The 22,364-nt window shown below is 60.9% G+C and carries 18 protein-coding genes; 16 read left to right on the top strand and 2 right to left on the bottom strand.

The genetic code is table 11. The features are described 5' to 3' along the window. Window positions 1-3 precede the first annotated feature (3 nt). The 6 genes from ccoS to rplA all read left to right on the top strand — a co-directional run bounded on the left by ccoS (window position 4) and on the right by rplA (window position 3,856). Complete coding sequence (gene ccoS, locus AC2FM3_RS13960; protein WP_496682852.1) at window positions 4-162, top strand: cbb3-type cytochrome oxidase assembly protein CcoS; 159 nt, start codon at window positions 4-6, stop codon at window positions 160-162. A gap of 79 nt (window positions 163-241) precedes the next feature. Continuing rightward, entirely contained in the window at window positions 242-439 is a 198-nt protein-coding gene (secE, locus tag AC2FM3_RS13955; RefSeq protein WP_138842374.1) for a preprotein translocase subunit SecE, read from the top strand. Between the two features lie 241 nt (window positions 440-680). Next, window positions 681-1,214 carry a transcription termination/antitermination protein NusG gene (gene nusG, locus AC2FM3_RS13950; protein WP_149776213.1) on the top strand — a complete coding sequence of 178 codons (534 nt, stop codon included), beginning with the start codon at window positions 681-683 and terminating at the stop codon, window positions 1,212-1,214. 160 nt (window positions 1,215-1,374) lie between these two features. Continuing rightward, window positions 1,375-2,484, top strand: coding sequence for a sugar-transfer associated ATP-grasp domain-containing protein (locus AC2FM3_RS13945; protein ID WP_496682849.1), 1,110 nt, complete (start codon window positions 1,375-1,377; stop codon window positions 2,482-2,484). A gap of 222 nt (window positions 2,485-2,706) precedes the next feature. Next, window positions 2,707-3,156, top strand: coding sequence for a 50S ribosomal protein L11 (rplK, locus tag AC2FM3_RS13940; protein WP_490360594.1), 450 nt, complete (start codon window positions 2,707-2,709; stop codon window positions 3,154-3,156). A gap of 1 nt (window position 3,157) precedes the next feature. Next, on the top strand, window positions 3,158-3,856 hold the full coding sequence (gene rplA, locus AC2FM3_RS13935; RefSeq protein WP_490360595.1) for a 50S ribosomal protein L1: 699 nt from the start codon (window positions 3,158-3,160) through the stop codon (window positions 3,854-3,856). Window positions 3,857-3,931: 75 nt separating this feature from the next. Here rplA and AC2FM3_RS13930 read toward each other — a convergent pair whose 3' ends face one another. After that, window positions 3,932-5,203: a DUF2254 domain-containing protein gene (locus AC2FM3_RS13930; RefSeq protein ID WP_496682845.1), complete on the bottom strand. Its 1,272-nt coding sequence runs from the start codon at window positions 5,201-5,203 to the stop codon at window positions 3,932-3,934. Between the two features lie 330 nt (window positions 5,204-5,533). Between AC2FM3_RS13930 and rplJ the strand changes: the two genes are divergently transcribed. From rplJ to AC2FM3_RS13900, 6 genes are all read left to right on the top strand, one after another. Then, complete coding sequence (gene rplJ / locus AC2FM3_RS13925; RefSeq protein WP_496682842.1) at window positions 5,534-6,052, top strand: 50S ribosomal protein L10; 519 nt, start codon at window positions 5,534-5,536, stop codon at window positions 6,050-6,052. 79 nt (window positions 6,053-6,131) lie between these two features. Continuing rightward, the gene (gene rplL / locus AC2FM3_RS13920; protein WP_005980660.1) at window positions 6,132-6,509 is read left to right on the top strand and encodes a 50S ribosomal protein L7/L12; all 378 of its coding nucleotides are present in this window, start codon (window positions 6,132-6,134) and stop codon (window positions 6,507-6,509) included. 251 nt (window positions 6,510-6,760) lie between these two features. Then, window positions 6,761-10,900, top strand: a complete 4,140-nt coding sequence (gene rpoB, locus AC2FM3_RS13915; protein ID WP_496682839.1) for a DNA-directed RNA polymerase subunit beta — start codon at window positions 6,761-6,763, stop codon at window positions 10,898-10,900. Window positions 10,901-11,157: 257 nt separating this feature from the next. Next, the gene (locus tag AC2FM3_RS13910; RefSeq protein WP_496682837.1) at window positions 11,158-12,807 is read left to right on the top strand and encodes a hypothetical protein; all 1,650 of its coding nucleotides are present in this window, start codon (window positions 11,158-11,160) and stop codon (window positions 12,805-12,807) included. Further along, window positions 12,807-17,054: a DNA-directed RNA polymerase subunit beta' gene (rpoC, locus tag AC2FM3_RS13905; protein ID WP_496682834.1), complete on the top strand. Its 4,248-nt coding sequence runs from the start codon at window positions 12,807-12,809 to the stop codon at window positions 17,052-17,054. Before AC2FM3_RS13910 ends, rpoC begins: the two co-directional genes overlap by 1 nt. Before the next feature lie 134 nt (window positions 17,055-17,188). After that, window positions 17,189-18,058: a DMT family transporter gene (locus tag AC2FM3_RS13900; RefSeq protein WP_496682886.1), complete on the top strand. Its 870-nt coding sequence runs from the start codon at window positions 17,189-17,191 to the stop codon at window positions 18,056-18,058. Here AC2FM3_RS13900 and AC2FM3_RS13895 read toward each other — a convergent pair. Further along, window positions 18,043-18,849, bottom strand: a complete 807-nt coding sequence (locus AC2FM3_RS13895; RefSeq protein ID WP_496682831.1) for a glycosyltransferase — start codon at window positions 18,847-18,849, stop codon at window positions 18,043-18,045. The genes AC2FM3_RS13900 and AC2FM3_RS13895 overlap by 16 nt on opposite strands. Before the next feature lie 348 nt (window positions 18,850-19,197). Here AC2FM3_RS13895 and rpsL point away from each other — a divergent pair, with 348 nt between their 5' ends. The 4 genes from rpsL to AC2FM3_RS13875 form a co-directional block, all read left to right on the top strand. Further along, entirely contained in the window at window positions 19,198-19,569 is a 372-nt protein-coding gene (gene rpsL, locus AC2FM3_RS13890) for a 30S ribosomal protein S12 (protein WP_005980675.1), read from the top strand. A 15-nt stretch (window positions 19,570-19,584) separates the two neighbouring features. Next, window positions 19,585-20,055 (top strand): 30S ribosomal protein S7, encoded by a 471-nt coding sequence (rpsG, locus tag AC2FM3_RS13885; protein ID WP_005980678.1) that lies wholly within the window; start codon window positions 19,585-19,587, stop codon window positions 20,053-20,055. A gap of 18 nt (window positions 20,056-20,073) precedes the next feature. Next, window positions 20,074-22,191 (top strand): elongation factor G, encoded by a 2,118-nt coding sequence (fusA, locus tag AC2FM3_RS13880; RefSeq protein WP_496682826.1) that lies wholly within the window; start codon window positions 20,074-20,076, stop codon window positions 22,189-22,191. A gap of 62 nt (window positions 22,192-22,253) precedes the next feature. Next, on the top strand, window positions 22,254-22,364 hold a 111-nt coding region (locus AC2FM3_RS13875), incomplete at its 3' end, for a GTP-binding protein (protein WP_170744588.1).

Below are 22,364 nucleotides of genomic sequence, written 5' to 3'. Positions count from 1 at the left end.
TGAATGGAAGTGCTGGCCTATCTGATCCCGATTTCCCTGTTTCTGGGCGGCGTTGGCCTTGTGGCCTTCATCTATACCGTGCGCACCAACCAGTATGATGACCCCGAGGGCGACGCCCGCCGCATCCTGAGCAACCAGTGGGATGATCACCCCAAGCCGTGACGGTCCCGTCGCCGGCCCTTGAAATTGCCGCAATGCCCGGCTATGTCCGGCCCATTCGCTAGTAGAGAGATCAAGCCTCATGGCCACCACAAACCCCATCCAGTTCATTCAGCAAGTCCGTGCCGAAGTCTCGAAGGTCGTCTGGCCGACCCGGCGCGAGGTGCTGCTGACCACGGTCATGGTGTTCATCATGGCGGCGCTGACCGCGGTGTTCTTCGCGCTGGTCGATCTGGGCATCCGCGGCGGGCTGCAACTGATCCTGGGTGCGTTCAACTAGGTCTGGCCACGCGGGTGGGGCCGCGCAGGAGATCCCGTCATAACGCCCTCTTGGCGCACTGCCCTCTTGCACAGCGTGCGATGTCGGTTTAGGTGACGCGGTACCTTACGGGATGGGCGTGCGGCGATTCGGGCTGCGCGCCGCTTTTTATTCCGGATCACGCGGCGGGGCCGCGACAGAATTTCAATTCCGGTGCGCCCTTTGACGCGGCGCGCCAAAGGCAAACAAGGACGGCAGGTTCATGGCGAAACGGTGGTACTCGGTCAGCGTTCTTTCGAATTTCGAAAAGAAGATCGCAGAGCAGATCCGCACGGCTGTGGCCGAACAGGGCCTTGAGGACGAGATCGACGAGGTTCTGGTTCCCACCGAAGAGGTGATCGAGGTGCGCCGCGGCAAGAAGGTCACGACCGAGCGCCGCTTCATGCCCGGTTACGTTCTGGTCCACATGGAAATGTCGGACAAGGGCTATCACCTGATCAACTCGATCAACCGGGTCACCGGTTTTCTGGGCCCGCAGGGCCGCCCGATGCCGATGCGCGACGCCGAGGTGAACCAGATCCTCAACCGCGTGCAGGAAGGCGAAGAAGCGCCGCGCACCCTCATCAGCTTCGAGGTGGGCGAGAAGGTCAAGGTCAACGACGGCCCGTTCGAGGATTTCGACGGCATGGTCGAAGGCGTGGACGAAGAGAACCAGAAGCTGAAGGTTTCGGTCTCGATCTTCGGTCGCGAAACCCCGGTCGAGCTGGACTTTACCCAGGTGACCAAGCAGAGCTGAAGGCTCTTCCATCATTTTATGCTCGCCGCGATGTCACACGCATCGCGGCGTTTTTCATTTCGTGTGCAACGAGTCGGGGCGGGGCTTGTCTGCGCCCAAGTATCGACACATTTTTCTTGGATTTTTTCCAGCAGGGCAACAATCGAGGAACGGCTGAAAAATGACAGCTTTTGCGCAGGATGTAGAGGCCATCAAAGGCAAGGAGACGGTCAATGTTTCCAGTCAACTTGTAGAAGTCGCGCGTGCGACTGGCATAAGCCCGTTTTCGCTTGCTTTTGATTTTCTCAAGCTGCGCAGAAAAAGCGGCAAGCTGAAGTTCTATGAGTATTTCCTGTATGAACTCTATGATCGCGCGCGATGGTCGGATGTCGAGCGCGAGGAATTCGTTTCCGCCCACATTCACTGGCCGCTCGTCAATGCCTGCAATGACGCACAGTGGTGGGCGTTGACCGAAGACAAGTGGCTGTCCGCCTGTTTTCTCGAACATAACGGCGTGCCGACCCCCAAGACACTGGCCGTTTTTGACCGCAGCGTCCGCCATTTCGGCAATACGCCGAAGCTGACGAGCGGCGCAGACCTGAAGTCCTTCCTGTCGGCCCGGGGGCCGGCCCCTGTCTTTGCGAAGCCCATCGGTGGCATGTGGAGCGCTGGCGCCATGCGAATATCGGCGCATACCGACACGCATGTCATCGCGGATGGTTATGACCCGCAGACATTCGACGCGTTCGCCGACTCGGTCCTTGGCGAGATCCCCTACATCTTTCAGGACTGTCTCAAGCCGCACAGGTTTTTTGATGGCATCACTGATGCGATCGCAACCGTGCGTTGCCTGAACCTTATCGACGACAATCAGCTGTCCGTGCCGTTTGCGATGCTCAAGCTGCCCATGGCAGGCAATATCGCCGACAATTTCTGGCGTCCGGGCAACCTGTTGTGCAACCTTGACCCGGAGACCGGAGAAGTGAAGGGCCTGGCGGCCGTGGAAAATGGCCGCCGTGTCGCGTTGGATGCGCTGCCGGACTCGGAGCGCAAACTTGTCGGTGAAACGCTGCCGTTCTGGGACGATTTGAGGGAATTGAATCGGAAGATCGCGTTTCTGCATGCGGCGAACCACTTTGGGTCGACTGATATCGCACTGACGGACGATGGGCCGGTTGCGGTCGAGGTCAACAACGGCTGTGCGTTCGAACTCATGCAGATTGCGACGGGCAGAGGCTTTCTCGACAGCCGGATGCGGGCGTTCTTCAGCAAACACAACGTGAAACTCTAACGCTTCGTCGCCGAAGTGCCGAGGCGCTTGCGGGCCAGGCGGGCCCGTGTTCAGCTCCTGTCGGCAGCCCCTTGCCAACCCCTCCTTTCCGCTGTAAACGCCGCCTCTATCGTCTTCGGGCGAGATTCTCTCGTGGGAGATCGCAGGGATCGCGATTCCGGATCGGACCACGCAACACAAACCGGGTGAAACGCGTTTCACCTACGTTGAAAGGAAAACCAAATGGCCAAGAAGCTTGCTGGTACGATGAAGCTGCAGGTTCCTGCAGGTCAGGCGAACCCGTCGCCGCCGGTTGGTCCGGCACTGGGTCAGCGCGGCATCAACATCATGGAATTCTGCAAGGCGTTCAACGCCAAGACCGCAGACATGGAGCCCGGCGCTCCGTGCCCGACCGTGATCACCTACTATCAGGACAAGTCCTTCACCATGGACATCAAGACGCCGCCCGCGTCTTACTACCTGAAGAAGGCGGCGGGTCTGAAGCCGGTCGGCAAGCGCAACCGCCCGAAAGGTGCGGAGAACCCCGGTCGTGAGACCGTGGCAACCGTGACCACCAAGCAGGTGCGCGAAATCGCCGAAGCCAAAATGAAGGATCTGAACGCGACCGACATCGAAGGCGCAATGAAGATCATCCTGGGCTCGGCCCGTTCCATGGGCATCGAGGTGAAGTAAGATGGCAAAACTCGGTAAACGTACCCGCGCAGCGCGCGAAGCCGTCGCCGGCAAGGAAAACCTGTCGGTCGAGGAAGCTGTCAAACTGGTCAAGGCCAACGCGACCGCGAAGTTCGACGAAACCATCGAAATCGCTATGAACCTGGGTGTCGACACTCGCCACGCCGACCAGATGGTGCGCGGCGTCGTCGGTCTGCCGAACGGCACCGGCAAGGACATGCGCGTTGCCGTTTTCGCCCGTGGCCCCAAGGCCGACGAGGCGAAAGAGGCCGGTGCTGACATCGTCGGCGCCGAGGACCTGATGGAAAGCATCCAGGCCGGCAACATCGACTTTGACCGCTGCATCGCGACCCCGGACATGATGCCGATCGTCGGTCGTCTGGGTAAGATCCTGGGCCCCCGCAACCTGATGCCGAACCCCAAGGTTGGCACCGTGACCATGGACGTGAAGGCGGCCGTGGAAGCAGCCAAGGGCGGTGAAGTTCAGTTCAAGGCGGAAAAAGGCGGCGTCGTGCATGCTGGCGTCGGCAAAGCCTCGTTCGACGAAGCCAAGCTGGCCGAGAACGTCCGCGCCTTCATTTCGGCCGTGGCCAAGGCCAAGCCGTCGGGCGCCAAGGGCACCTACATGAAGAAGATCGCGCTGAGCTCGACCATGGGCCCCGGCGTGACCGTGGACGTCGCAGAGGCTGCGGCTGAATAAGCCGACACGTTCCGACGGAATTTCGAACCCCGGGTGGCCCTGCTGCCCGGGGTTTTTCATTTCTCCGAGGGTGCTTCAGCCGGCATGACCGCCGAAAACCTGATGGGACACCTCGCGCACGCGCGCCTTGTCAGCCTCGAGCCTGAGGTCGCGTTCTGCAATGGACAGCGCCTGGTCGGCGGCCTCTTGGGCCGCCTTCACCATGGCGGCATCTTGCGATTGTGCCAGCCGCGTCAATGCGTTCAGAAGAGCTTCGTGCACCTCGACCTTGTCGCCTGCATCTCTAGAAATGGCCGCATAGGCGTCGCGCAGATACAGATCCGTTGGGATCGCAGGCGCGTGGATTCTCGGGAAGCGCGGCTCGTCGGTGTGAAGGCGCCTTGCGCCAAGCGGCAAAAGAACTCGCAGTAGTCTCTCGACCATCTGGATCGCCGTCATCGGATCATTGATCCCGGGCGACAGCGCGCGTTGGGCGATTTCCGACAGGGTTTGAATGCCAAAGCGCGGATCCTGGTCAAAACTGCGCTCGGTTCCGATCACAAAGGCTTCCTGAATGGTCTTGCTGTCAATTTCCTTGGTGGTCTTGGCCAACGGTTCGCCTTCGATGACGAACTGCCCCGGCAGCGCAATGATCCATATCTCGCTGTCGTTTTCCTCGGCGCAGGAATTCAGCATTCCCACATCCACGTGCCGCACGTTCCCGGTGGCACTTGCCCTAACCTCGTGACTGGCCGGCGGAATGTCATCGGAGGCTTGGTAAGGCAAGGCGCCAAGGCAAGGGAGTTCGATGGAACGGGTGATCGTGTCCGTTGCGTTCTGTTCGATCTTCCGTGCTGTTTCGGAAATACTGCCGTAGCTGGGCAACTGGTCGATCCATAGCAGCAGGGCCAGCGTCACGAGGAAGATGACCACAAGCGTGAACGCCAGCGCTACGGCAATGGATTGCTGGGTGTAGACCCCGGTTTCAACCAGGATCAACGACACTAGGGCGAAGATGAAAGCGCCGAGAAAGGTCGCCAGCACGTTCTGCGAAACACTGTCTTCTTCGATCACCTGCTGCGCGCGCGGTGACGACTGGTTCGAGGCCCAACGTTGCGCCGCGACCATGATCGAAAGTGAGAATGTCGTAACAGCCAGCATCGACGATGCGAGAATGGCAAGAATCTTTGCCACCGCCTCGGCGCTCAGCCGTTGTGCAAGAAAATCCGGGACAAAGCCGCCCAGGTAGGTGCCAACTCCCGCGCTGACCACGGCCAACGCGGCGATCAGGCTGGTGCGAACCCATAATTGACGGGAAATCTGCCGGAACAGGAACTGCGGCTTTGAAATGGATTTCAGATTGATCATCCGTCGATCCTGTTCGGGTTTTCGGCTATTGTCTACCGGCTTGAGGAATGGGCCAATTTAGGCCTTGGAAACCCCGGCCATCTGCCCTAAAGAGAGCTACGGAATAAAGCGTGCGATTCGTCGTGCGCTTTATTTCGTTTCGTCCAAGACGGTGGGTGGGTCCATCCGGCCCCTTAATTTCCTGCCTGAGACGGGTAAGACCAAAAGATCGAGGGTCCCGCCCTCGGGCGATATTTTGGCTCCACCCCGTATCACGGACCTGAACGCCGTGGCGCAAGCTGCGGCAAAATTGAGCCGGGATGAAATTTCGTCCCTAACTTGGAGAGAACTGTGGATAGAGCCCAGAAAGAGAAAGTGGTCGAGGAACTCGGCCAGATCTTCGAAAGCTCTGGCGTCGTGGTGGTTGCTCACTACGCCGGTCTGACAGTTGCCGAGATGCAGGACCTGCGCGCGCGTGCACGCGAAGCGGGCGGTTCCGTGCGTGTTGCCAAGAACAGGCTCGCCAAAATCGCCCTCGAGGGTAAGCCGTGTGCAAGCATGGCCGACCTGCTGACGGGTATGACCGTTCTGACCTATTCCGAGGACCCCGTGGCAGCAGCCAAGGTGGCCGAGGACTTCGCCAAGGAGAACAAGAAGTTCGAAATCCTTGGCGGTGCAATGGGCGAGAACGCTCTTGATCGCAAAGGCGTCGAAGCCGTCTCGAAAATGCCGTCGCGTGAGGAGCTCATTGCTTCGATCGTGGGCTGCATTGGCGCACCTGCTTCGAACATCGCCGGCGCGATTGGCGCACCTGCAAGCAACATCGCAAGCATCCTTTCCACCATCGAAGAGAAGGCGGAAGCTGCGTAAGCGGTTGGCACTGAATGATCTGCGTGGGGCGCATGCCCTGACGTTGGAACACACACTGTAAACGGAAAGAGCTGATACAATGGCTGATCTGAAGAAACTGGCAGAAGAGATCGTTGGTCTGACCCTGCTGGAAGCACAAGAACTGAAAACCATCCTCAAGGACGAGTACGGCATCGAGCCCGCAGCTGGCGGCGCCGTCATGGTCGCAGCTGGTGGCGATGCCGCCGGTGGCGCAGCCGAGGAAGAGAAGACCGAATTCGACGTCGTTCTGAAGAACGCCGGCGCTTCGAAAATCAACGTCATCAAAGAAGTTCGCGGCATCACCGGCCTGGGCCTGAAAGAAGCCAAGGAACTGGTCGAAGCCGGCGGCAAGATCAAAGAAGCTGTGTCGAAAGACGAAGCCGAAGAGATCAAGGGCAAGCTGGAAGCAGCTGGCGCCGAGGTCGAGCTGGCCTAAGTCGGTCTGCTGGTGCATCGCTGAAGCACCGCAAATTCTGGCTGGGTTCGGAGAAATCCGGGCTCAGCCGAACCTGTCTTAGAAAGGGCCCCATGCGGCGGGGTGTTTTCTAAGACGCGGTTCGCGGATCGGGAGGCTGCCACTCGGGACGGTGGCCATGAATTGATCCGGACGTGTTGTCTCGTATGGAAAAGGTGCCGGAGCCCGGCGGTGCCTTTCTCCGCTGAGAATATCGAAAGGTGACATCTGACATGGCTCAATCGTTCCTTGGCCAGAAACGTCTTCGGAAATACTACGGCAAAATCCGCGAAGTTCTGGAAATGCCGAACCTCATCGAGGTCCAGAAATCTTCTTATGATCTGTTCCTGCGCTCTGGCGATGCCGACCAGCCGACCGACGGCGAAGGCATTCAAGGCGTGTTCCAGTCGGTTTTCCCGATCAAGGATTTCAACGAAACTTCCGTGCTGGAGTTTGTGAAATACGAGTTGGAAAAGCCGAAATACGACGTCGAGGAATGTATGCAGCGCGACATGACCTACAGCGCGCCGCTGAAGGTCACCCTGCGTCTGATCGTGTTCGATGTCGATGAAGATACCGGGGCCAAATCGGTCAAGGACATCAAGGAGCAGGACGTGTTCATGGGCGACATGCCCCTGATGACGCCGAACGGTACCTTCATCGTGAACGGCACCGAGCGCGTGATCGTGTCCCAGATGCACCGCAGCCCGGGCGTGTTCTTCGACCACGACAAGGGCAAGACCCATTCTTCGGGCAAGCTGCTGTTCGCCTGCCGCATCATCCCGTATCGCGGCAGCTGGCTGGACTTCGAGTTCGACGCCAAGGACATCGTCTATGCCCGCATCGACCGTCGCCGCAAATTGCCGGTGACCACGCTGCTCTATGCGCTGGGCTTGGACCAGGAAGGCATCATGGATGCCTACTACAACACCGTGTCCTACAAGCTGGACAAGAAAAAGGGCTGGGTCACCCCGTTTTTCCCCGAGCGCGTACGCGGCACCCGCCCGACCTATGACTTGGTCGACGCCAAGACCGGCGAAGTCATTGCCGAGGCGGGCAAGAAGGTCACTCCGCGCGCGGTCAAGCAGTTGATCGACGAGGGCAAGGTTACCCACCTGCTGGTGCCCTTCGATCACATCGTGGGCAAGTTCGTCGCCAAGGACATCATCAATGAAGAAACCGGCGCGATCTATGTCGAGGCCGGTGACGAGCTGACGCTGGAATACGACAAGGATGGCGAGCTGATCGGCGGCACCGTGAAGGAGCTGATCGACGCGGGCATCACCGACATTCCGGTTCTCGACATCGACAACGTCAACGTCGGCCCCTACATCCGCAACACCATGGCGCAGGACAAGAACATGAACCGGGAAACCGCGCTCATGGACATCTACCGCGTCATGCGCCCGGGCGAGCCGCCGACCGTCGAGGCTGCCTCGGCCCTGTTCGACACGCTGTTCTTCGACAGCGAGCGGTATGACCTGTCCGCCGTGGGCCGCGTCAAGATGAACATGCGCCTGGCGCTGGACAAGCCCGACACCCAGCGCACGCTGGACCGCGAAGATATCGTAGCCTGCATCAAGGCGCTGGTGGAGCTGCGCGACGGCAAGGGCGACATCGACGACATCGACCACCTGGGCAACCGCCGCGTCCGCTCGGTCGGCGAACTGATGGAAAACCAGTACCGCGTCGGCCTGCTGCGCATGGAGCGCGCCATCAAGGAACGCATGTCGTCGGTCGAGATCGACACCGTCATGCCGCAGGACCTGATCAACGCGAAACCGGCCGCGGCTGCTGTGCGTGAATTCTTCGGCAGCTCGCAGCTGTCGCAGTTCATGGACCAGACCAACCCGCTGTCGGAAGTCACCCACAAACGCCGCCTGTCGGCGCTTGGCCCCGGCGGTCTGACCCGCGAACGTGCGGGCTTTGAGGTGCGCGACGTGCACCCGACGCACTATGGCCGGATGTGCCCGATTGAAACGCCGGAAGGTCCAAACATCGGTCTGATCAACTCTCTGGCCACCTTCGCCCGCGTGAACAAGTACGGCTTCATCGAAACGCCCTATCGCGTCGTTAAAGACGGGCAGGTGACCGACGAGGTCCACTACATGTCCGCGACCGAGGAAATGCGTCACACCGTGGCGCAGGCCAACGCGACGCTGGACGAGAACGGCAAGTTCATCAACGATCTGGTCTCGACCCGTCAGGCCGGCGACTACACGCTTGCCCCGCGCGAGAACGTGGACCTGATCGACGTGTCGCCGAAACAGCTGGTGTCGGTTGCGGCTTCGCTGATTCCGTTCCTGGAAAACGATGACGCGAACCGCGCTCTCATGGGCTCGAACATGCAACGTCAGGCGGTTCCGCTGCTGCGCGCCGAGGCGCCGCTGGTCGGTACCGGGATCGAGGGCAAGGTTGCCATCGACTCGGGCGCTGCGATCCAGGCGAAGCGCGCGGGCATCATCGACCAGGTCGATGCCCAGCGTATCGTGATCCGCGCCACCGAAGATCTGGAGCTGGGCGATGCCGGCGTTGACATCTATCGTCTGCGCAAGTTCCAGCGGTCGAACCAGAACACCTGCATCAACCAGCGTCCGCTGGTGAAGGTGGGCCAGGAAGTCAAGAAGGGCGAGGTCATCGCCGACGGTCCGTCGACCGACATGGGTGAACTGGCGCTCGGCAAGAACGTGATCGTCGCGTTCATGCCGTGGAATGGCTACAACTACGAAGACTCGATCCTGATTTCCGAACGCATCGCGCGCGACGACGTATTCACCTCGGTCCATATCGAGGAATTCGAAGTCGCCGCCCGCGACACCAAGCTTGGCCCGGAAGAGATCACCCGCGACATCCCGAACGTCGGTGAAGAAGCGCTGCGCAACCTCGATGAGGCGGGCATCGTCTACATCGGTGCGGACGTCGAGCCGGGCGACATTCTGGTCGGCAAGATCACTCCGAAGGGCGAAAGCCCGATGACCCCGGAAGAAAAGCTGCTGCGCGCCATCTTCGGCGAAAAGGCATCCGACGTGCGCGACACCTCGCTGCGCGTGAAGCCGGGCGATTACGGTACGGTCGTCGAAGTCCGCGTCTTCAACCGTCACGGCGTCGAGAAAGACGAGCGTGCGCTGCAGATCGAGCGCGAGGAAGTCGAACGTCTGGCCCGTGACCGGGATGACGAGCTGGCGATCCTCGACCGCAACATCTATGCGCGTCTCAAGTCGATGCTGCTGGGCAAGACCGCCGTCAAGGGGCCGAAAGGCGTCAAGGCAGGCTCGGAAATCACCGAAGAGCTGCTCGAGTCGCTGACCCGCGGTCAGTGGTGGCAGCTGGCGCTGGAAGACGAGAAGGACGCGCAGGTCGTCGAGGCCCTGAACGAGCAGTACGAGGTGCAGAAACGCGCCCTGGATGCCCGCTTCGAGGACAAAGTCGAGAAGGTCCGCCGTGGCGACGACCTGCCGCCGGGCGTGATGAAGATGGTCAAGGTCTTCATTGCCGTGAAGCGCAAGCTGCAGCCGGGCGACAAGATGGCCGGCCGTCACGGGAACAAGGGTGTGATCTCGAAAGTCGTGCCGATGGAGGATATGCCGTTCCTTGCCGATGGTACCCCGGTCGACTTCTGTCTGAACCCGTTGGGTGTGCCGTCGCGAATGAACGTCGGTCAGATCCTTGAAACCCACATGGGTTGGGCCGCGCGCGGTCTGGGTCTGAAGATCGACGAGGCGCTGCAGGAATACCGCCGCTCGGGCGACCTGACGCCGGTGCGCGATGCGATGAAGCACGCCTATGGCGAGGACGTCTATGCCGAGGGCATCTCGAACATGGACGAGGACGAACTGGTCGAAGCGGCCAGCAACGTCACCCGCGGCGTGCCAATCGCAACCCCGGTCTTCGACGGTGCGAAAGAGGCCGACGTCAACGACGCGCTGGTTCGCGCCGGTTTTGACACCAGCGGCCAGAGCATCCTGTTCGACGGCCGCACCGGCGAGCAGTTCGCGCGTCCGGTGACCGTGGGCGTCAAGTACCTGCTGAAACTGCACCACCTGGTGGACGACAAGATCCACGCGCGGTCGACCGGGCCCTACAGCCTGGTGACCCAGCAGCCGCTGGGCGGCAAGGCGCAGTTCGGTGGTCAGCGCTTTGGTGAGATGGAGGTCTGGGCCTTGGAAGCTTACGGCGCCGCCTACACCCTGCAGGAGATGCTGACGGTGAAATCGGATGACGTCGCCGGCCGGACAAAGGTCTATGAGTCGATCGTCAAGGGCGAGGACAACTTCGAGGCGGGCGTACCGGAATCGTTCAACGTTCTGGTGAAAGAAGTCCGTGGTCTCGGCCTGAACATGGAGTTGTTGGACGCGGTTGAGGACGAAGGGTAAACCCTTTTGCCTACCGCGCCTTTAAAAAGCACCGGGATGGGCTTTGCCCATCCCGGTAAACGCAATCACGAGGGTTCTTGCATGAACCAGGTCACGCTCAGAGGTCTGCTGGTGGCGCCTGGCGCCAGTCGCGTCTTTCTGCGCCTGCCCGTTTCGGGTGGGGTGGAGGCGTAATGGCGGATCGTGTGTCCAGCGCAGCGGTTTCGGTCCCTGCTGCGGGGTCTGAAGGCATGTTTCGTGACGTGGCTCTGCTTTTGGTGACAAATGCAGAGAACGAGCGTTTCGTGCCTGCGATCCTGCGGACGTTGCAGCAGTTCTGGCCTGGACATCCGGAATGCATCGTTGTGACCAATGGTGCCTATGACGCCGATCCTGTCATTCGCACCGGCGGTGCGACCGTCACGGGCATTCTGGATGAGGCCGTACAGCAACTGCGCCGCGATCGTCCGAATCTACGGCATGTGTTTCTGCTGCAGGACGTGTTCTGTCCGCTCGCGCCGGTGGACAATGCGATGGTCGCCGCCGCCATGGAGAGCGTTCGTGCGCATGACCTGAAATATGTCCTGTTCCAATGGCCGGGCGATTTCAGCAAAGCGCTTGACCCGGAAAGTGGTCCGGTGATCCGGGACGCTGGCCTGGAACTGACCCCGATCCGCTCAAACTGGGAAGCCGTGAATTCTCTGGCCCCGGCGTTGTGGGACCTTGATCATCTTGCGTCAGTCGCCGGCCACAAAGCCGCGGAAGGGTACAACAGTCTGCGTCTGTTCGAGCAGCCTTCTCAAACGAACGAAGTCCTGCACTACATGCAGATGGAGGCGTGGCCCGTGGTCGGTGGCGGGTTTCTGTCCGGCGGCCAGATCAATCCCAAGGCGGTGTCGCGCAAGGAGTTTCCGGCGTCACCGTTGCTGTCGCAGCTGCGGGTCGAATATTGCGGTGTCGATAGCGCCAAGGCGGCCCGCCGCAAATATGATCTGGGCAAAATTGCCGGATGGTTCAAACGTGGGTCCGAGCGGCGGCGCCACTGGAAAGAGATCGCAGCGCGTGAACCCAGTGCGGGACCGTCGGACGTGTTTCACGACACGGTCCTTCTGGTGTCGACCTACTCGAAGAACGAACATTACATCCCCGCTGTGCTGCACACGGTCGACCGGATGTGGCCGGGTCATCCGGACTGTTTCGTTGCGACGGACGGGGATCTGGACGTGCCAAACACCCTGCGGTTTCCCGGTCGCAGTTTTGTTGAAATCTTGGGCGATGCCGCGCGCAGGATCAAACAGGATAGACCGGATACCCGGTTCGTGTTTCTGATGCTCGAAGACCTGTGCCCGCTTGGACCGGTGAACACCCCAATGATCGAGGCGGCCGTGGCAAAGGCTCGGACGCATGGCCTGAAATATGTGCTTTTCCCGTGGCATGGTGATTTTACCTGGACCTATGACCGGACGGTTGGGCCGACCTTCTTCGGTCCGGACATGGAACTGGTTCCAATGCGGCGGGACTGGGAGGCGCCGAATTCGCTAGTGGCTGCGCTTTGGGACATCGATCACCTGATATGGATGGCCGAGCAGAAGCTGGAAGCCGGCATCCACGACCCTTGGCGGTTCGAGTTCGAATTGCCCGGAAACCCGCATGTACACTATATCCAAGTCAATGGATGGCCCACGGTGTGCGATGGGTTCATGGTCGGCGGAAAGCTGAACGACCTGGCGCCCGCCGACCCCGATTTTCCGCCAACCGCGATCATGTCGAAACTCCGCAAACAGTATTGCGGGGTCGACAACCAGATAATTGCCCGATTGAAATACGGCTTGAAAACACTGTCCGAAGCGATCAAGGCGCGCCTTGCGCGCAAACCGGCAAAGGACACCAAAGTGACTGAGACGGCCAAACCTGCTGGAGACCTGTGATGAATCAGGAACTGACCCAAGGAAACAATCCCTTCAACCCGCTGACCCCGCCCAAGGTCTTTGATGAAATCAAGGTCTCGCTGGCGTCGCCGGAACGGATCCTGTCTTGGTCTTATGGCGAGATCAAGAAGCCGGAAACCATCAACTATCGCACGTTCAAGCCCGAGCGTGACGGCCTGTTCTGCGCGCGTATCTTTGGCCCGATCAAGGATTACGAATGTCTGTGCGGCAAATACAAGCGGATGAAGTATCGCGGCGTCGTCTGCGAGAAATGCGGTGTGGAAGTCACCCTGCAGAAGGTCCGCCGCGAGCGTATGGGCCACATCGAACTGGCCGCGCCCGTCGCACATATCTGGTTCCTGAAATCGCTGCCCTCCCGCATCGGTCTGATGCTGGACATGACCCTGCGCGATCTGGAACGCGTTCTGTATTTCGAAAACTATGTCGTCATCGAGCCCGGTCTGACCGACCTGACCTATGGCCAGATGCTGACCGAGGAAGAGTATATGGACGCGCAGGATGCCTATGGCATGGACGCGTTCAAGGCCAATATCGGCGCCGAAGCCATCCGCGAGATGCTGCAGAACATCGACCTCGAGGCCGAGGCCGAGCAGCTGCGCGCGGATCTGGCCGAAGCCACCGGTGAGCTGAAGCCCAAGAAGATCATCAAGCGTCTGAAGGTCGTCGAATCCTTCCTGGAATCGGGCAACCGCCCGGAATGGATGGTGATGACCGTGATCCCGGTCATCCCGCCGGAACTGCGCCCGCTGGTGCCGCTGGATGGTGGCCGTTTCGCGACCTCGGATCTGAACGATCTGTATCGTCGCGTCATCAACCGGAACAACCGTCTGAAGCGTCTGATCGAACTGCGCGCGCCTGACATTATCGTCCGCAACGAAAAGCGGATGCTGCAGGAATCGGTTGACGCCCTGTTCGACAACGGCCGTCGTGGCCGCGTGATCACCGGCGCCAACAAGCGTCCGCTGAAATCGCTGTCGGACATGCTGAAAGGCAAGCAGGGCCGCTTCCGCCAGAACCTTCTGGGGAAACGCGTCGACTTCTCGGGCCGTTCGGTCATCGTGACCGGCCCCGAGCTCAAGCTGCACCAGTGCGGCCTGCCCAAGAAGATGGCGCTGGAACTGTTCAAGCCGTTCATCTACTCGCGGCTGGAAGCCAAGGGTCTGTCTTCGACCGTGAAACAGGCGAAGAAGCTGGTCGAGAAAGAGCGCCCCGAAGTGTGGGACATCCTCGACGAGGTGATCCGCGAGCACCCGGTGATGCTGAACCGTGCGCCGACGCTGCACCGTCTGGGCATTCAGGCGTTCGAGCCGGTTCTGATCGAAGGAAAGGCGATCCAGCTGCACCCGCTGGTTTGTTCGGCCTTCAACGCCGACTTCGACGGGGACCAGATGGCCGTTCACGTTCCGCTGAGCCTTGAGGCACAGCTGGAAGCGCGCGTGCTGATGATGTCGACGAACAACGTTTTGTCGCCTGCAAACGGCGCGCCGATCATCGTTCCGTCGCAGGACATGATTCTGGGTCTGTACTATCTGACCCTGGAACGCGAAGGCATGCCGGGCGAAGGCAAGGTGTTCGGCTCGATCGAAGAGGTCCAGCACGCGCTGGACGCGGGTGAGGTGCACCTGCACTCGAAGATCACCGCGCGGATCACCCAGATCGACGAAGAGGGCAACGAGGTTCAGAAGCGCTATGAGACCACGCCGGGCCGCGTGCGCCTGGGGGCTCTGCTGCCCAAGAACAACAAGGCGCCGTTCGATCTGGTCAACCGTCTGCTGCGCAAGAAAGAGGTGCAGCAGGTCATCGACACCGTCTACCGCTACTGCGGTCAGAAAGAGTCGGTGATCTTCTGTGACCAGATCATGTCGATGGGCTTCCGCGAGGCGTTCAAGGCGGGCATCTCGTTCGGCAAGGACGACATGGTAATCCCGTCTGACAAATGGGCCATCGTGGATGAGACCCGCGAGCAGGTGAAGGACTTTGAACAGCAGTACATGGACGGCCTGATCACCCAGGGCGAAAAGTACAACAAGGTCGTGGATGCCTGGTCGAAGTGCAACGACCGCGTCACCGAGGCGATGATGAACACCATCTCGGCCGTCCAGAAGGACGAGAGCGGCGCCGACAAGGAGCCGAACTCGGTCTACATGATGGCGCACTCCGGTGCCCGTGGCTCGGTCACGCAGATGAAGCAGCTGGGCGGCATGCGCGGCCTGATGGCCAAGCCGAACGGTGACATCATCGAAACGCCGATCATCTCGAACTTCAAGGAAGGTCTGACCGTTCTTGAGTACTTCAACTCGACCCACGGCGCCCGCAAGGGTCTGTCGGATACCGCTCTGAAGACGGCGAACTCGGGTTACCTGACCCGCCGCCTGGTGGACGTGGCGCAGGACTGCATCGTGCGCGAGCATGATTGCGGCACCGACCGCGCCATCACCGCCGAGGCCGCCGTCAATGACGGCGAAGTGGTCGCCTCGCTGGCCGAGCGTATACTGGGCCGTGTCGCGGCCGAGGACATCCTGCGCCCGGGTTCGGACGAAATTCTGGTCGCTGCCGGCCAGTTGATCGACGAACGCATGGCCGACGCGATCCACGAGGCCGGTGTTCAGTCGGCCCGCATCCGCTCGCCGCTGACCTGCGAAAGCGAAGAGGGCGTCTGCGCCATGTGCTATGGCCGTGACCTGGCACGCGGCACCATGGTCAACACCGGCGAAGCGGTCGGCATCATCGCCGCCCAGTCGATCGGTGAACCCGGCACCCAGCTGACGATGCGGACCTTCCACATCGGTGGTGTTGCACAGGGTGGCCAGCAGTCGTTCCAGGAAGCCAACCAGGACGGCGTCGTCGCCTTTGAGAACCCGCAGATCCTGGTCAATGCCGCAGGTGAAAGCCTGGTCATGGGCCGGAACATGAAGCTGGTGATCAAGGACGAGCACGGCGAAGAGCGCGCCAGCTTCAAGTTGGGCTACGGCTCGAAGCTGTTCGTCAAGGATGGCGACAAGGTCAAGCGCGGCGACAAGCTGTTCGAGTGGGACCCCTACACCCTGCCGATCATCGCCGAGAAGGCCGGTACCGCGAAATATGTCGACCTGGTCTCGGGCATCGCTGTGCGGGACGAGACCGACGATGCAACCGGCATGACTCAGAAGATCGTGATCGACTGGCGTGCGGCGCCGAAAGGCAGCGACCTGAAGCCGGAAATCATCCTGGTGGACGAAAACGGCGAGCCGGTCCGCAACGATGCGGGTAACCCGGTTCACTACCCGATGTCCGTGGATGCGATCCTGTCGGTCGAAGACGGCCAGAAGATCGAGGCCGGCGACGTCGTTGCGCGTATCCCGCGCGAAGGCGCCAAGACCAAGGACATCACCGGTGGTCTGCCGCGTGTGGCCGAACTGTTCGAGGCCCGTCGCCCCAAGGATCACGCGATCATCGCCGAAATCGATGGTTACGTGCGCTTTGGCCGCGACTACAAGAACAAGCGCCGCATCTCGATCGAACCGGCGGACGAGTCGCTGGAACCCGTCGAATACATGGTGCCCAAGGGCAAGCACATCCCGGTGCAGGAAGGCGACTTCGTGCAGAAGGGTGACTACATCATGGACGGCAACCCGGCTCCGCACGACATCTTGTCGATTCTGGGCGTCGAGGCTCTGGCCGACTACATGATCAACGAGGTGCAGGAGGTCTATCGTCTGCAGGGCGTGAAGATCAACGACAAGCACATCGAGGTCATCGTGCGCCAGATGCTGCAGAAGTGGGAGATCCTCGACTCGGGCGATACCACCCTGCTGAAGGGCGAGCATGTCGACAAGCAGGAGTTCGACGCGGCCAACGAAAAGACCATCGCCCGCGGTGGTCGTCCGGCCCAGGGCGAGCCGATCCTGCTTGGGATCACCAAGGCGTCGCTGCAGACACGTTCGTTCATCTCGGCGGCATCGTTCCAGGAAACTACCCGCGTGCTGACCGAAGCCTCGGTTCAGGGCAAGAAGGACAAGCTGGTCGGCCTGAAGGAAAACGTCATCGTCGGCCGCCTGATCCCGGCGGGTACCGGTGGCGCGACGCAGGCCGTGCGCCAGATCGCACAGCAGCGTGACAACGTGGTCATCGAGGCCCGTCGCGAAGAGGCCGAGGCCGCAGCCGCCCTGGCGGCTCCGGTGATCGACGACGACGTGATGGGCGACGATCTGGACGCGCTGATCGAAACCCCGGAAAGCCGCGAGTAAACTCCGATTTCCGTGGAACGAAACAGGCCCCGCATCTGCGGGGCCTTTTTCGTTTTTCCGAGTGCTCCCGGCATATTGACAACGGGCCGGTGGCGCGGGCCAATGGGCCGGTGATTTCCCAATGGGCCATTTCGATGACTCCGAACGTCAAGGGCGCGCTGCTGATGATGGGCAGCATGGCCGCCTTCACCGTGAACGATACGCTGGTCAAAGCGGCTGGACAGGATCTGCCGCTGTTTCAGCTCGTTGCGATGCGCGGGCTGCTGGCCACTACCCTGGTGTTTCTACTGGCGCGGCGTCTGGGCGCGTTGCACCTGCGGTTTTCCGGCCATGACAGGGTTCTGGTGGCGGTACGCTCGCTGTCCGAGCTGTTGGCCACGTTCTTCTTTCTGACCGCGCTGATGCACATGCCGCTGGCCAATGTGACGGCGGTTCTGCAGGCGCTGCCGCTGACGGTGACACTGGGCGCGGCACTGTTCTTTGCCGAACCGATCGGATGGCGGCGAATTCTGGCCATCGCAATGGGGTTTGCCGGAATGCTGCTGATCGTGCGGCCAGGGCCGGACGGGTTCAGCCTGTATGCACTTTATGCGCTGGTAGCTGTCATGTGCGTGACTGCGCGCGACTTGATCACGCGGCGGATGTCGTCTGAGGTCCCGTCGATGGTGGTGACGCTGGCGACATCGCTGACGATCACCCTGGCGGCGGCCGTGGCCTCGGTGTTCCAGGGATGGGTGCCCGTCGCCGCGCCGACGGGTCTTCTGATCGGCTCGGCTGCCATTTTCGTTTTGCTGGGGTATCTGTTCAGCGTGATGGTCATGAGGGTGGGCGAGGTCGGGTTCGTCGCGCCGTTCCGCTATACCAGCCTGATCTGGGCGCTGGTGCTGGGCTGGGCCGTGTTCGGCGACTGGCCAGACCGGCTGACGATGCTGGGCGCGGTGCTGGTCGTAGGGGCGGGGCTGTTCACTTTGTTCCGCGAACGGAATCTTCAGGCCTCGGAGTAGCCCTGGCAGACGGCGTCCGCGTCGATTGCGAACCGGGTGCGGAACAGGTCCCGCTCTGCATCGTCAAGGGGGGGCAGGGGGCTTCGGTTGGTTCGCGCCTTTTGCGAGTCGTTGAAGCCGTTGATCGTTCGGACCCACATCGGCCGATCGGGCACCGTGACCACCGGCATGAACCGTCCCATGCGCTGATGGGCGAAATTCATGATGGTCAAGGGGCAGCCGCCTTGGACGAGCATACCCAGACCCACGCCCAGCAGTTTGCGCCGGACCGGCTTGGCCTGCACGCCGAAGGGACCGAACCGGGCCAGATACCCCTGGTCGAAATCAATCGCCACGGACAGATTGCGGGCCGCAAGCTCGGTCGCCTCAACCGCCGCCTGCCGCAAGCTTTCGATGAAGTCCACCGCGACCGCGTCATCGTCGTCATGCCGGAAGTGCAGGCAGGGCCGGTCAGGATGACGGCGGGCGTCGTTGAGGATCTGCTTCATCACCGCGCGATGCCGTCCGGGCTCGCGCTCGATGATCCCGACCTGCGGCATTCCGGCCGTCAGGTCGCGCAGGCGAGCCTTGGCCGGTGACGGCAGGCAGGTGCCGGTCACGATGATCAATTCGAAATCGGGGTCGGTCTGGGCCTTCAGGCCCGGCAGGGCGCAGGTTTCGAACAGGCGGAAGCGCTCGACCAGACGGTCGGTACGGTACAGGTGGCGGCGCCGTGCCTCGATCGTGTCATGTTCAGTCTGGAACCCGCCGATCGCAGGGTAGGAGAACCGGCACAGGCCAATGACTTGCATGATCTCGTCCGCTTGGGTATCGCCACGCCGGACTATGCATCGGCCCGCCGCAGGCTGCAACAGGGGCCATTTCCGGCCAGTGCGGCCGTGGCTGTTGACACTTGGGCCGACTCCCCCTATACGCCCGTCATCTCGGTATGGGGGCCGCCCCGAAACCGAAATCAGAAACGGACTGGTCAAGGCCCGGACAATTTTGTCGTTCGCGCCCTCTGATAACCAACCGCGACGTTCACCTCGGAATGGGAACGCTCGCGGGTTTTGCGCTTGTGGACGCATTGGCGCAGCGAAGTTAACCGCACGCAATGCGCGTGCATGTCATGTGTGTTGCAAAACGGGGAAGAAACCGGAATGCCAACTATTCAGCAGCTGATCCGCAAGCCGCGGCAGCCCAAAGTGAAACGCTCGAAGTCCATGCACCTGGAGCAGTGCCCGCAGAAGCGCGGCGTCTGCACCCGCGTGTACACCACCACGCCGAAGAAGCCGAACTCGGCCATGCGGAAGGTCGCCAAGGTGCGCCTGACCAACGGATACGAGGTGATCTCGTACATCCCCGGTGAAAGCCACAACCTGCAGGAGCACTCGGTGGTCCTGATCCGTGGCGGCCGTGTGAAAGACCTTCCGGGTGTCCGTTACCACATCCTGCGCGGTGTTCTGGATACCCAGGGCGTCAAAGACCGTAAGCAGCGTCGTTCGAAATACGGCGCGAAGCGTCCCAAGTAAGAAGGAGAGGCCGAGATGTCCCGTCGTCACGCCGCCGAAAAACGCGAAGTCCTGCCTGACGCCAAATTTGGCGACAAGGTTCTGACGAAATTCATGAACAACCTGATGATCGACGGCAAGAAGTCGGTCGCCGAGCGCATCGTCTACAACGCCTTCGACCGCATCGAAAGCAAGATCAAGCGCGCACCCGTCGAAGTGTTTCACGAAGCGCTCGACAACATCAAACCGTCGGTCGAGGTCCGCTCGCGCCGGGTTGGTGGTGCAACCTATCAGGTTCCGGTCGAAGTGCGCCCCGAGCGCCGCGAAGCGCTGGCTATCCGCTGGCTGATCGCCGCCGCGCGCAACCGCAACGAAAACACCATGGAAGAACGCCTCGCCGGTGAATTGCTGGACGCCGTACAGTCCCGCGGTACTGCCGTTAAGAAGCGCGAAGACACCCACAAGATGGCCGAGGCGAACAAAGCCTTCAGCCACTACCGCTGGTAACCCTAGAGGCTTATCCAAATGGCACGCGAATATCCGCTCGAACTATACCGTAACTTCGGTATCATGGCGCACATCGACGCAGGCAAGACAACCTGCTCGGAGCGTATCCTGTATTACACCGGCAAATCCCACAACATCGGTGAGGTGCACGATGGTGCAGCCACCATGGACTGGATGGAGCAGGAGCAGGAACGCGGCATCACCATCACCTCGGCTGCGACCACCACATTCTGGGAGCGCACCGAGGACGGTAAGACCGCCGATACCCCCAAGCACCGCCTGAACATCATCGACACCCCCGGCCACGTTGACTTCACCATCGAAGTGGAGCGCTCGCTGGCTGTTCTCGACGGTGCCGTCTGCGTTCTGGACGCAAACGCCGGTGTTGAACCCCAGACCGAAACCGTGTGGCGTCAGGCTGACCGCTACAAGGTTCCGCGCATCGTGTTCGTCAACAAGATGGACAAGATCGGTGCCGACTTCTTCAACTGCGTGCGCATGATCGAAGACCGCACCGGCGCGCGCGCCGTTCCGGTCGGTATTCCGATTGGCGCCGAGAACGAGCTGGAAGGCCTGATCGACCTGGTCACCATGGAAGAATGGCTGTGGCAGGGCGAAGACTTGGGTGCAAGCTGGGTCAAGGCTCCGATCCGCGACAGCCTGAAGGACATAGCCGAAGAGTGGCGCGGCAAGATGATCGAAGCCGCCGTCGAGCAAGACGACGACGCCATGATGGAATACCTGGAAGGCAACGAGCCCGACATCCCGACCCTGCGCAAACTGCTGCGCAAGGGCACTCTGGCGCTGGACTTCGTTCCGGTTCTGGGTGGTTCGGCGTTCAAGAACAAAGGTGTTCAGCCGCTGCTCAACGCCGTGATCGACTATCTGCCCAGCCCGCTGGACGTTGTCGACTATATGGGCTTCAAGCCTGGCGACGAGACCGAAGAGCGCAACATCGCCCGTCGTGCCGATGACAACCAGCCCTTCGCTGGCCTGGCGTTCAAGATCATGAACGACCCGTTCGTCGGTTCGCTGACCTTCACCCGGATCTACTCGGGCGTGCTGAACAAGGGCGACTCGATCCTGAACTCGACCAAGGGCAAGAAAGAGCGCATCGGTCGTATGATGATGATGCACTCGAACAACCGGGAAGAGATCGAAGAAGCGTTTGCAGGCGACATCATCGCGCTGGCGGGTCTGAAGGACACCACCACCGGTGACACCCTGTGCGACGCGAAGGATCCGGTGGTTCTGGAAACCATGACCTTCCCCGATCCGGTGATCGAGATCGCGGTCGAGCCCAAAACCAAGGGCGACCAGGAGAAGATGTCGCAGGGTCTGGCCCGTCTGGCCGCCGAAGACCCGTCCTTCCGCGTGGAAACCGACCTGGAATCGGGTCAGACCATCATGAAGGGCATGGGCGAACTTCACCTGGACATCCTGGTTGATCGTCTGAAGCGCGAGTTCAAGGTCGAAGCCAACATCGGTGCGCCGCAGGTGGCCTATCGTGAGACCATCTCGATGCCGATTGAACACACCTACACCCACAAGAAACAGTCGGGTGGTTCGGGTCAGTTCGCTGAGGTCAAGCTCGAGATCACTCCGACCGAACCGGGCGAAGGGTATTCGTTCGAAAGCCGCATCGTGGGTGGCGCCGTTCCCAAGGAATACATCCCGGGTGTCGAAAAAGGCATCCAGTCCGTCATGGACAGCGGCCCGCTAGCCGGCTTCCCCGTGATCGACTTCAAGGTTGCTCTGCTGGACGGTAAATTCCACGACGTCGACTCGAGCGTTCTGGCGTTCGAAATCGCGGCGCGGATGTGCATGCGCGAAGGTCTGAAAAAGGCCGGCGCGAAACTGCTGGAACCGATCATGAAGGTCGAAGTGATTACCCCGGAAGAGTATACCGGCGGTATCATCGGCGACCTGACTTCGCGTCGGGGCCAGGTGTCTGGACAAGAGCCGCGCGGCAACGCGATCGCCATCCAGGCCTTCGTGCCGCTGGCGAACATGTTCGGCTACATCAACACCCTGCGTTCGATGTCGTCGGGCCGTGCCCAGTTTACCATGCAGTTCGACCACTACGATCCGGTTCCGCAGAACATCGCGGAAGAGATCCAGGCGAAATACGCCTAAGCGACAAAGTTTGAGGGGGCCCGGTCTCCGGGCTCCCGTCATTACCGAAAAAGGAGGCCATCATGGCAAAGGAAAAGTTTGAGCGTACAAAACCGCACGTCAACATCGGCACGATCGGCCACGTTGACCACGGCAAGACGACGCTGACCGCAGCGATCACCAAGTATTTCGGC

This window comes from Ruegeria sp. BHSB172, assembly GCF_059613165.1.
Note: the sequence above shows the minus strand (reverse complement) of the source record. Positions and strands in the feature narration are given on the sequence as shown.

Bases quoted from the DNA above. Each gene is read 5' to 3' on its own strand.
- fusA (WP_496682826.1), top strand. From the start codon at position 20,074: ATGGCACGCGAATATCCGCTCGAACTATACCGTAACTTCGGTATCATG.
- AC2FM3_RS13895 (WP_496682831.1), bottom strand. From the start codon at position 18,849: ATGCAAGTCATTGGCCTGTGCCGGTTCTCCTACCCTGCGATCGGCGGG.
- AC2FM3_RS13900 (WP_496682886.1), top strand. From the start codon at position 17,189: ATGACTCCGAACGTCAAGGGCGCGCTGCTGATGATGGGCAGCATGGCC.
- rpoC (WP_496682834.1), top strand. From the start codon at position 12,807: ATGAATCAGGAACTGACCCAAGGAAACAATCCCTTCAACCCGCTGACC.
- secE (WP_138842374.1), top strand. From the start codon at position 242: ATGGCCACCACAAACCCCATCCAGTTCATTCAGCAAGTCCGTGCCGAA.
- rplA (WP_490360595.1), top strand. From the start codon at position 3,158: ATGGCAAAACTCGGTAAACGTACCCGCGCAGCGCGCGAAGCCGTCGCC.
- rpoB (WP_496682839.1), top strand. From the start codon at position 6,761: ATGGCTCAATCGTTCCTTGGCCAGAAACGTCTTCGGAAATACTACGGC.
- rplK (WP_490360594.1), top strand. From the start codon at position 2,707: ATGGCCAAGAAGCTTGCTGGTACGATGAAGCTGCAGGTTCCTGCAGGT.
- rplL (WP_005980660.1), top strand. From the start codon at position 6,132: ATGGCTGATCTGAAGAAACTGGCAGAAGAGATCGTTGGTCTGACCCTG.
- AC2FM3_RS13930 (WP_496682845.1), bottom strand. From the start codon at position 5,203: ATGATCAATCTGAAATCCATTTCAAAGCCGCAGTTCCTGTTCCGGCAG.
- rpsL (WP_005980675.1), top strand. From the start codon at position 19,198: ATGCCAACTATTCAGCAGCTGATCCGCAAGCCGCGGCAGCCCAAAGTG.
- rpsG (WP_005980678.1), top strand. From the start codon at position 19,585: ATGTCCCGTCGTCACGCCGCCGAAAAACGCGAAGTCCTGCCTGACGCC.
- nusG (WP_149776213.1), top strand. From the start codon at position 681: ATGGCGAAACGGTGGTACTCGGTCAGCGTTCTTTCGAATTTCGAAAAG.
- ccoS (WP_496682852.1), top strand. From the start codon at position 4: ATGGAAGTGCTGGCCTATCTGATCCCGATTTCCCTGTTTCTGGGCGGC.
- AC2FM3_RS13945 (WP_496682849.1), top strand. From the start codon at position 1,375: ATGACAGCTTTTGCGCAGGATGTAGAGGCCATCAAAGGCAAGGAGACG.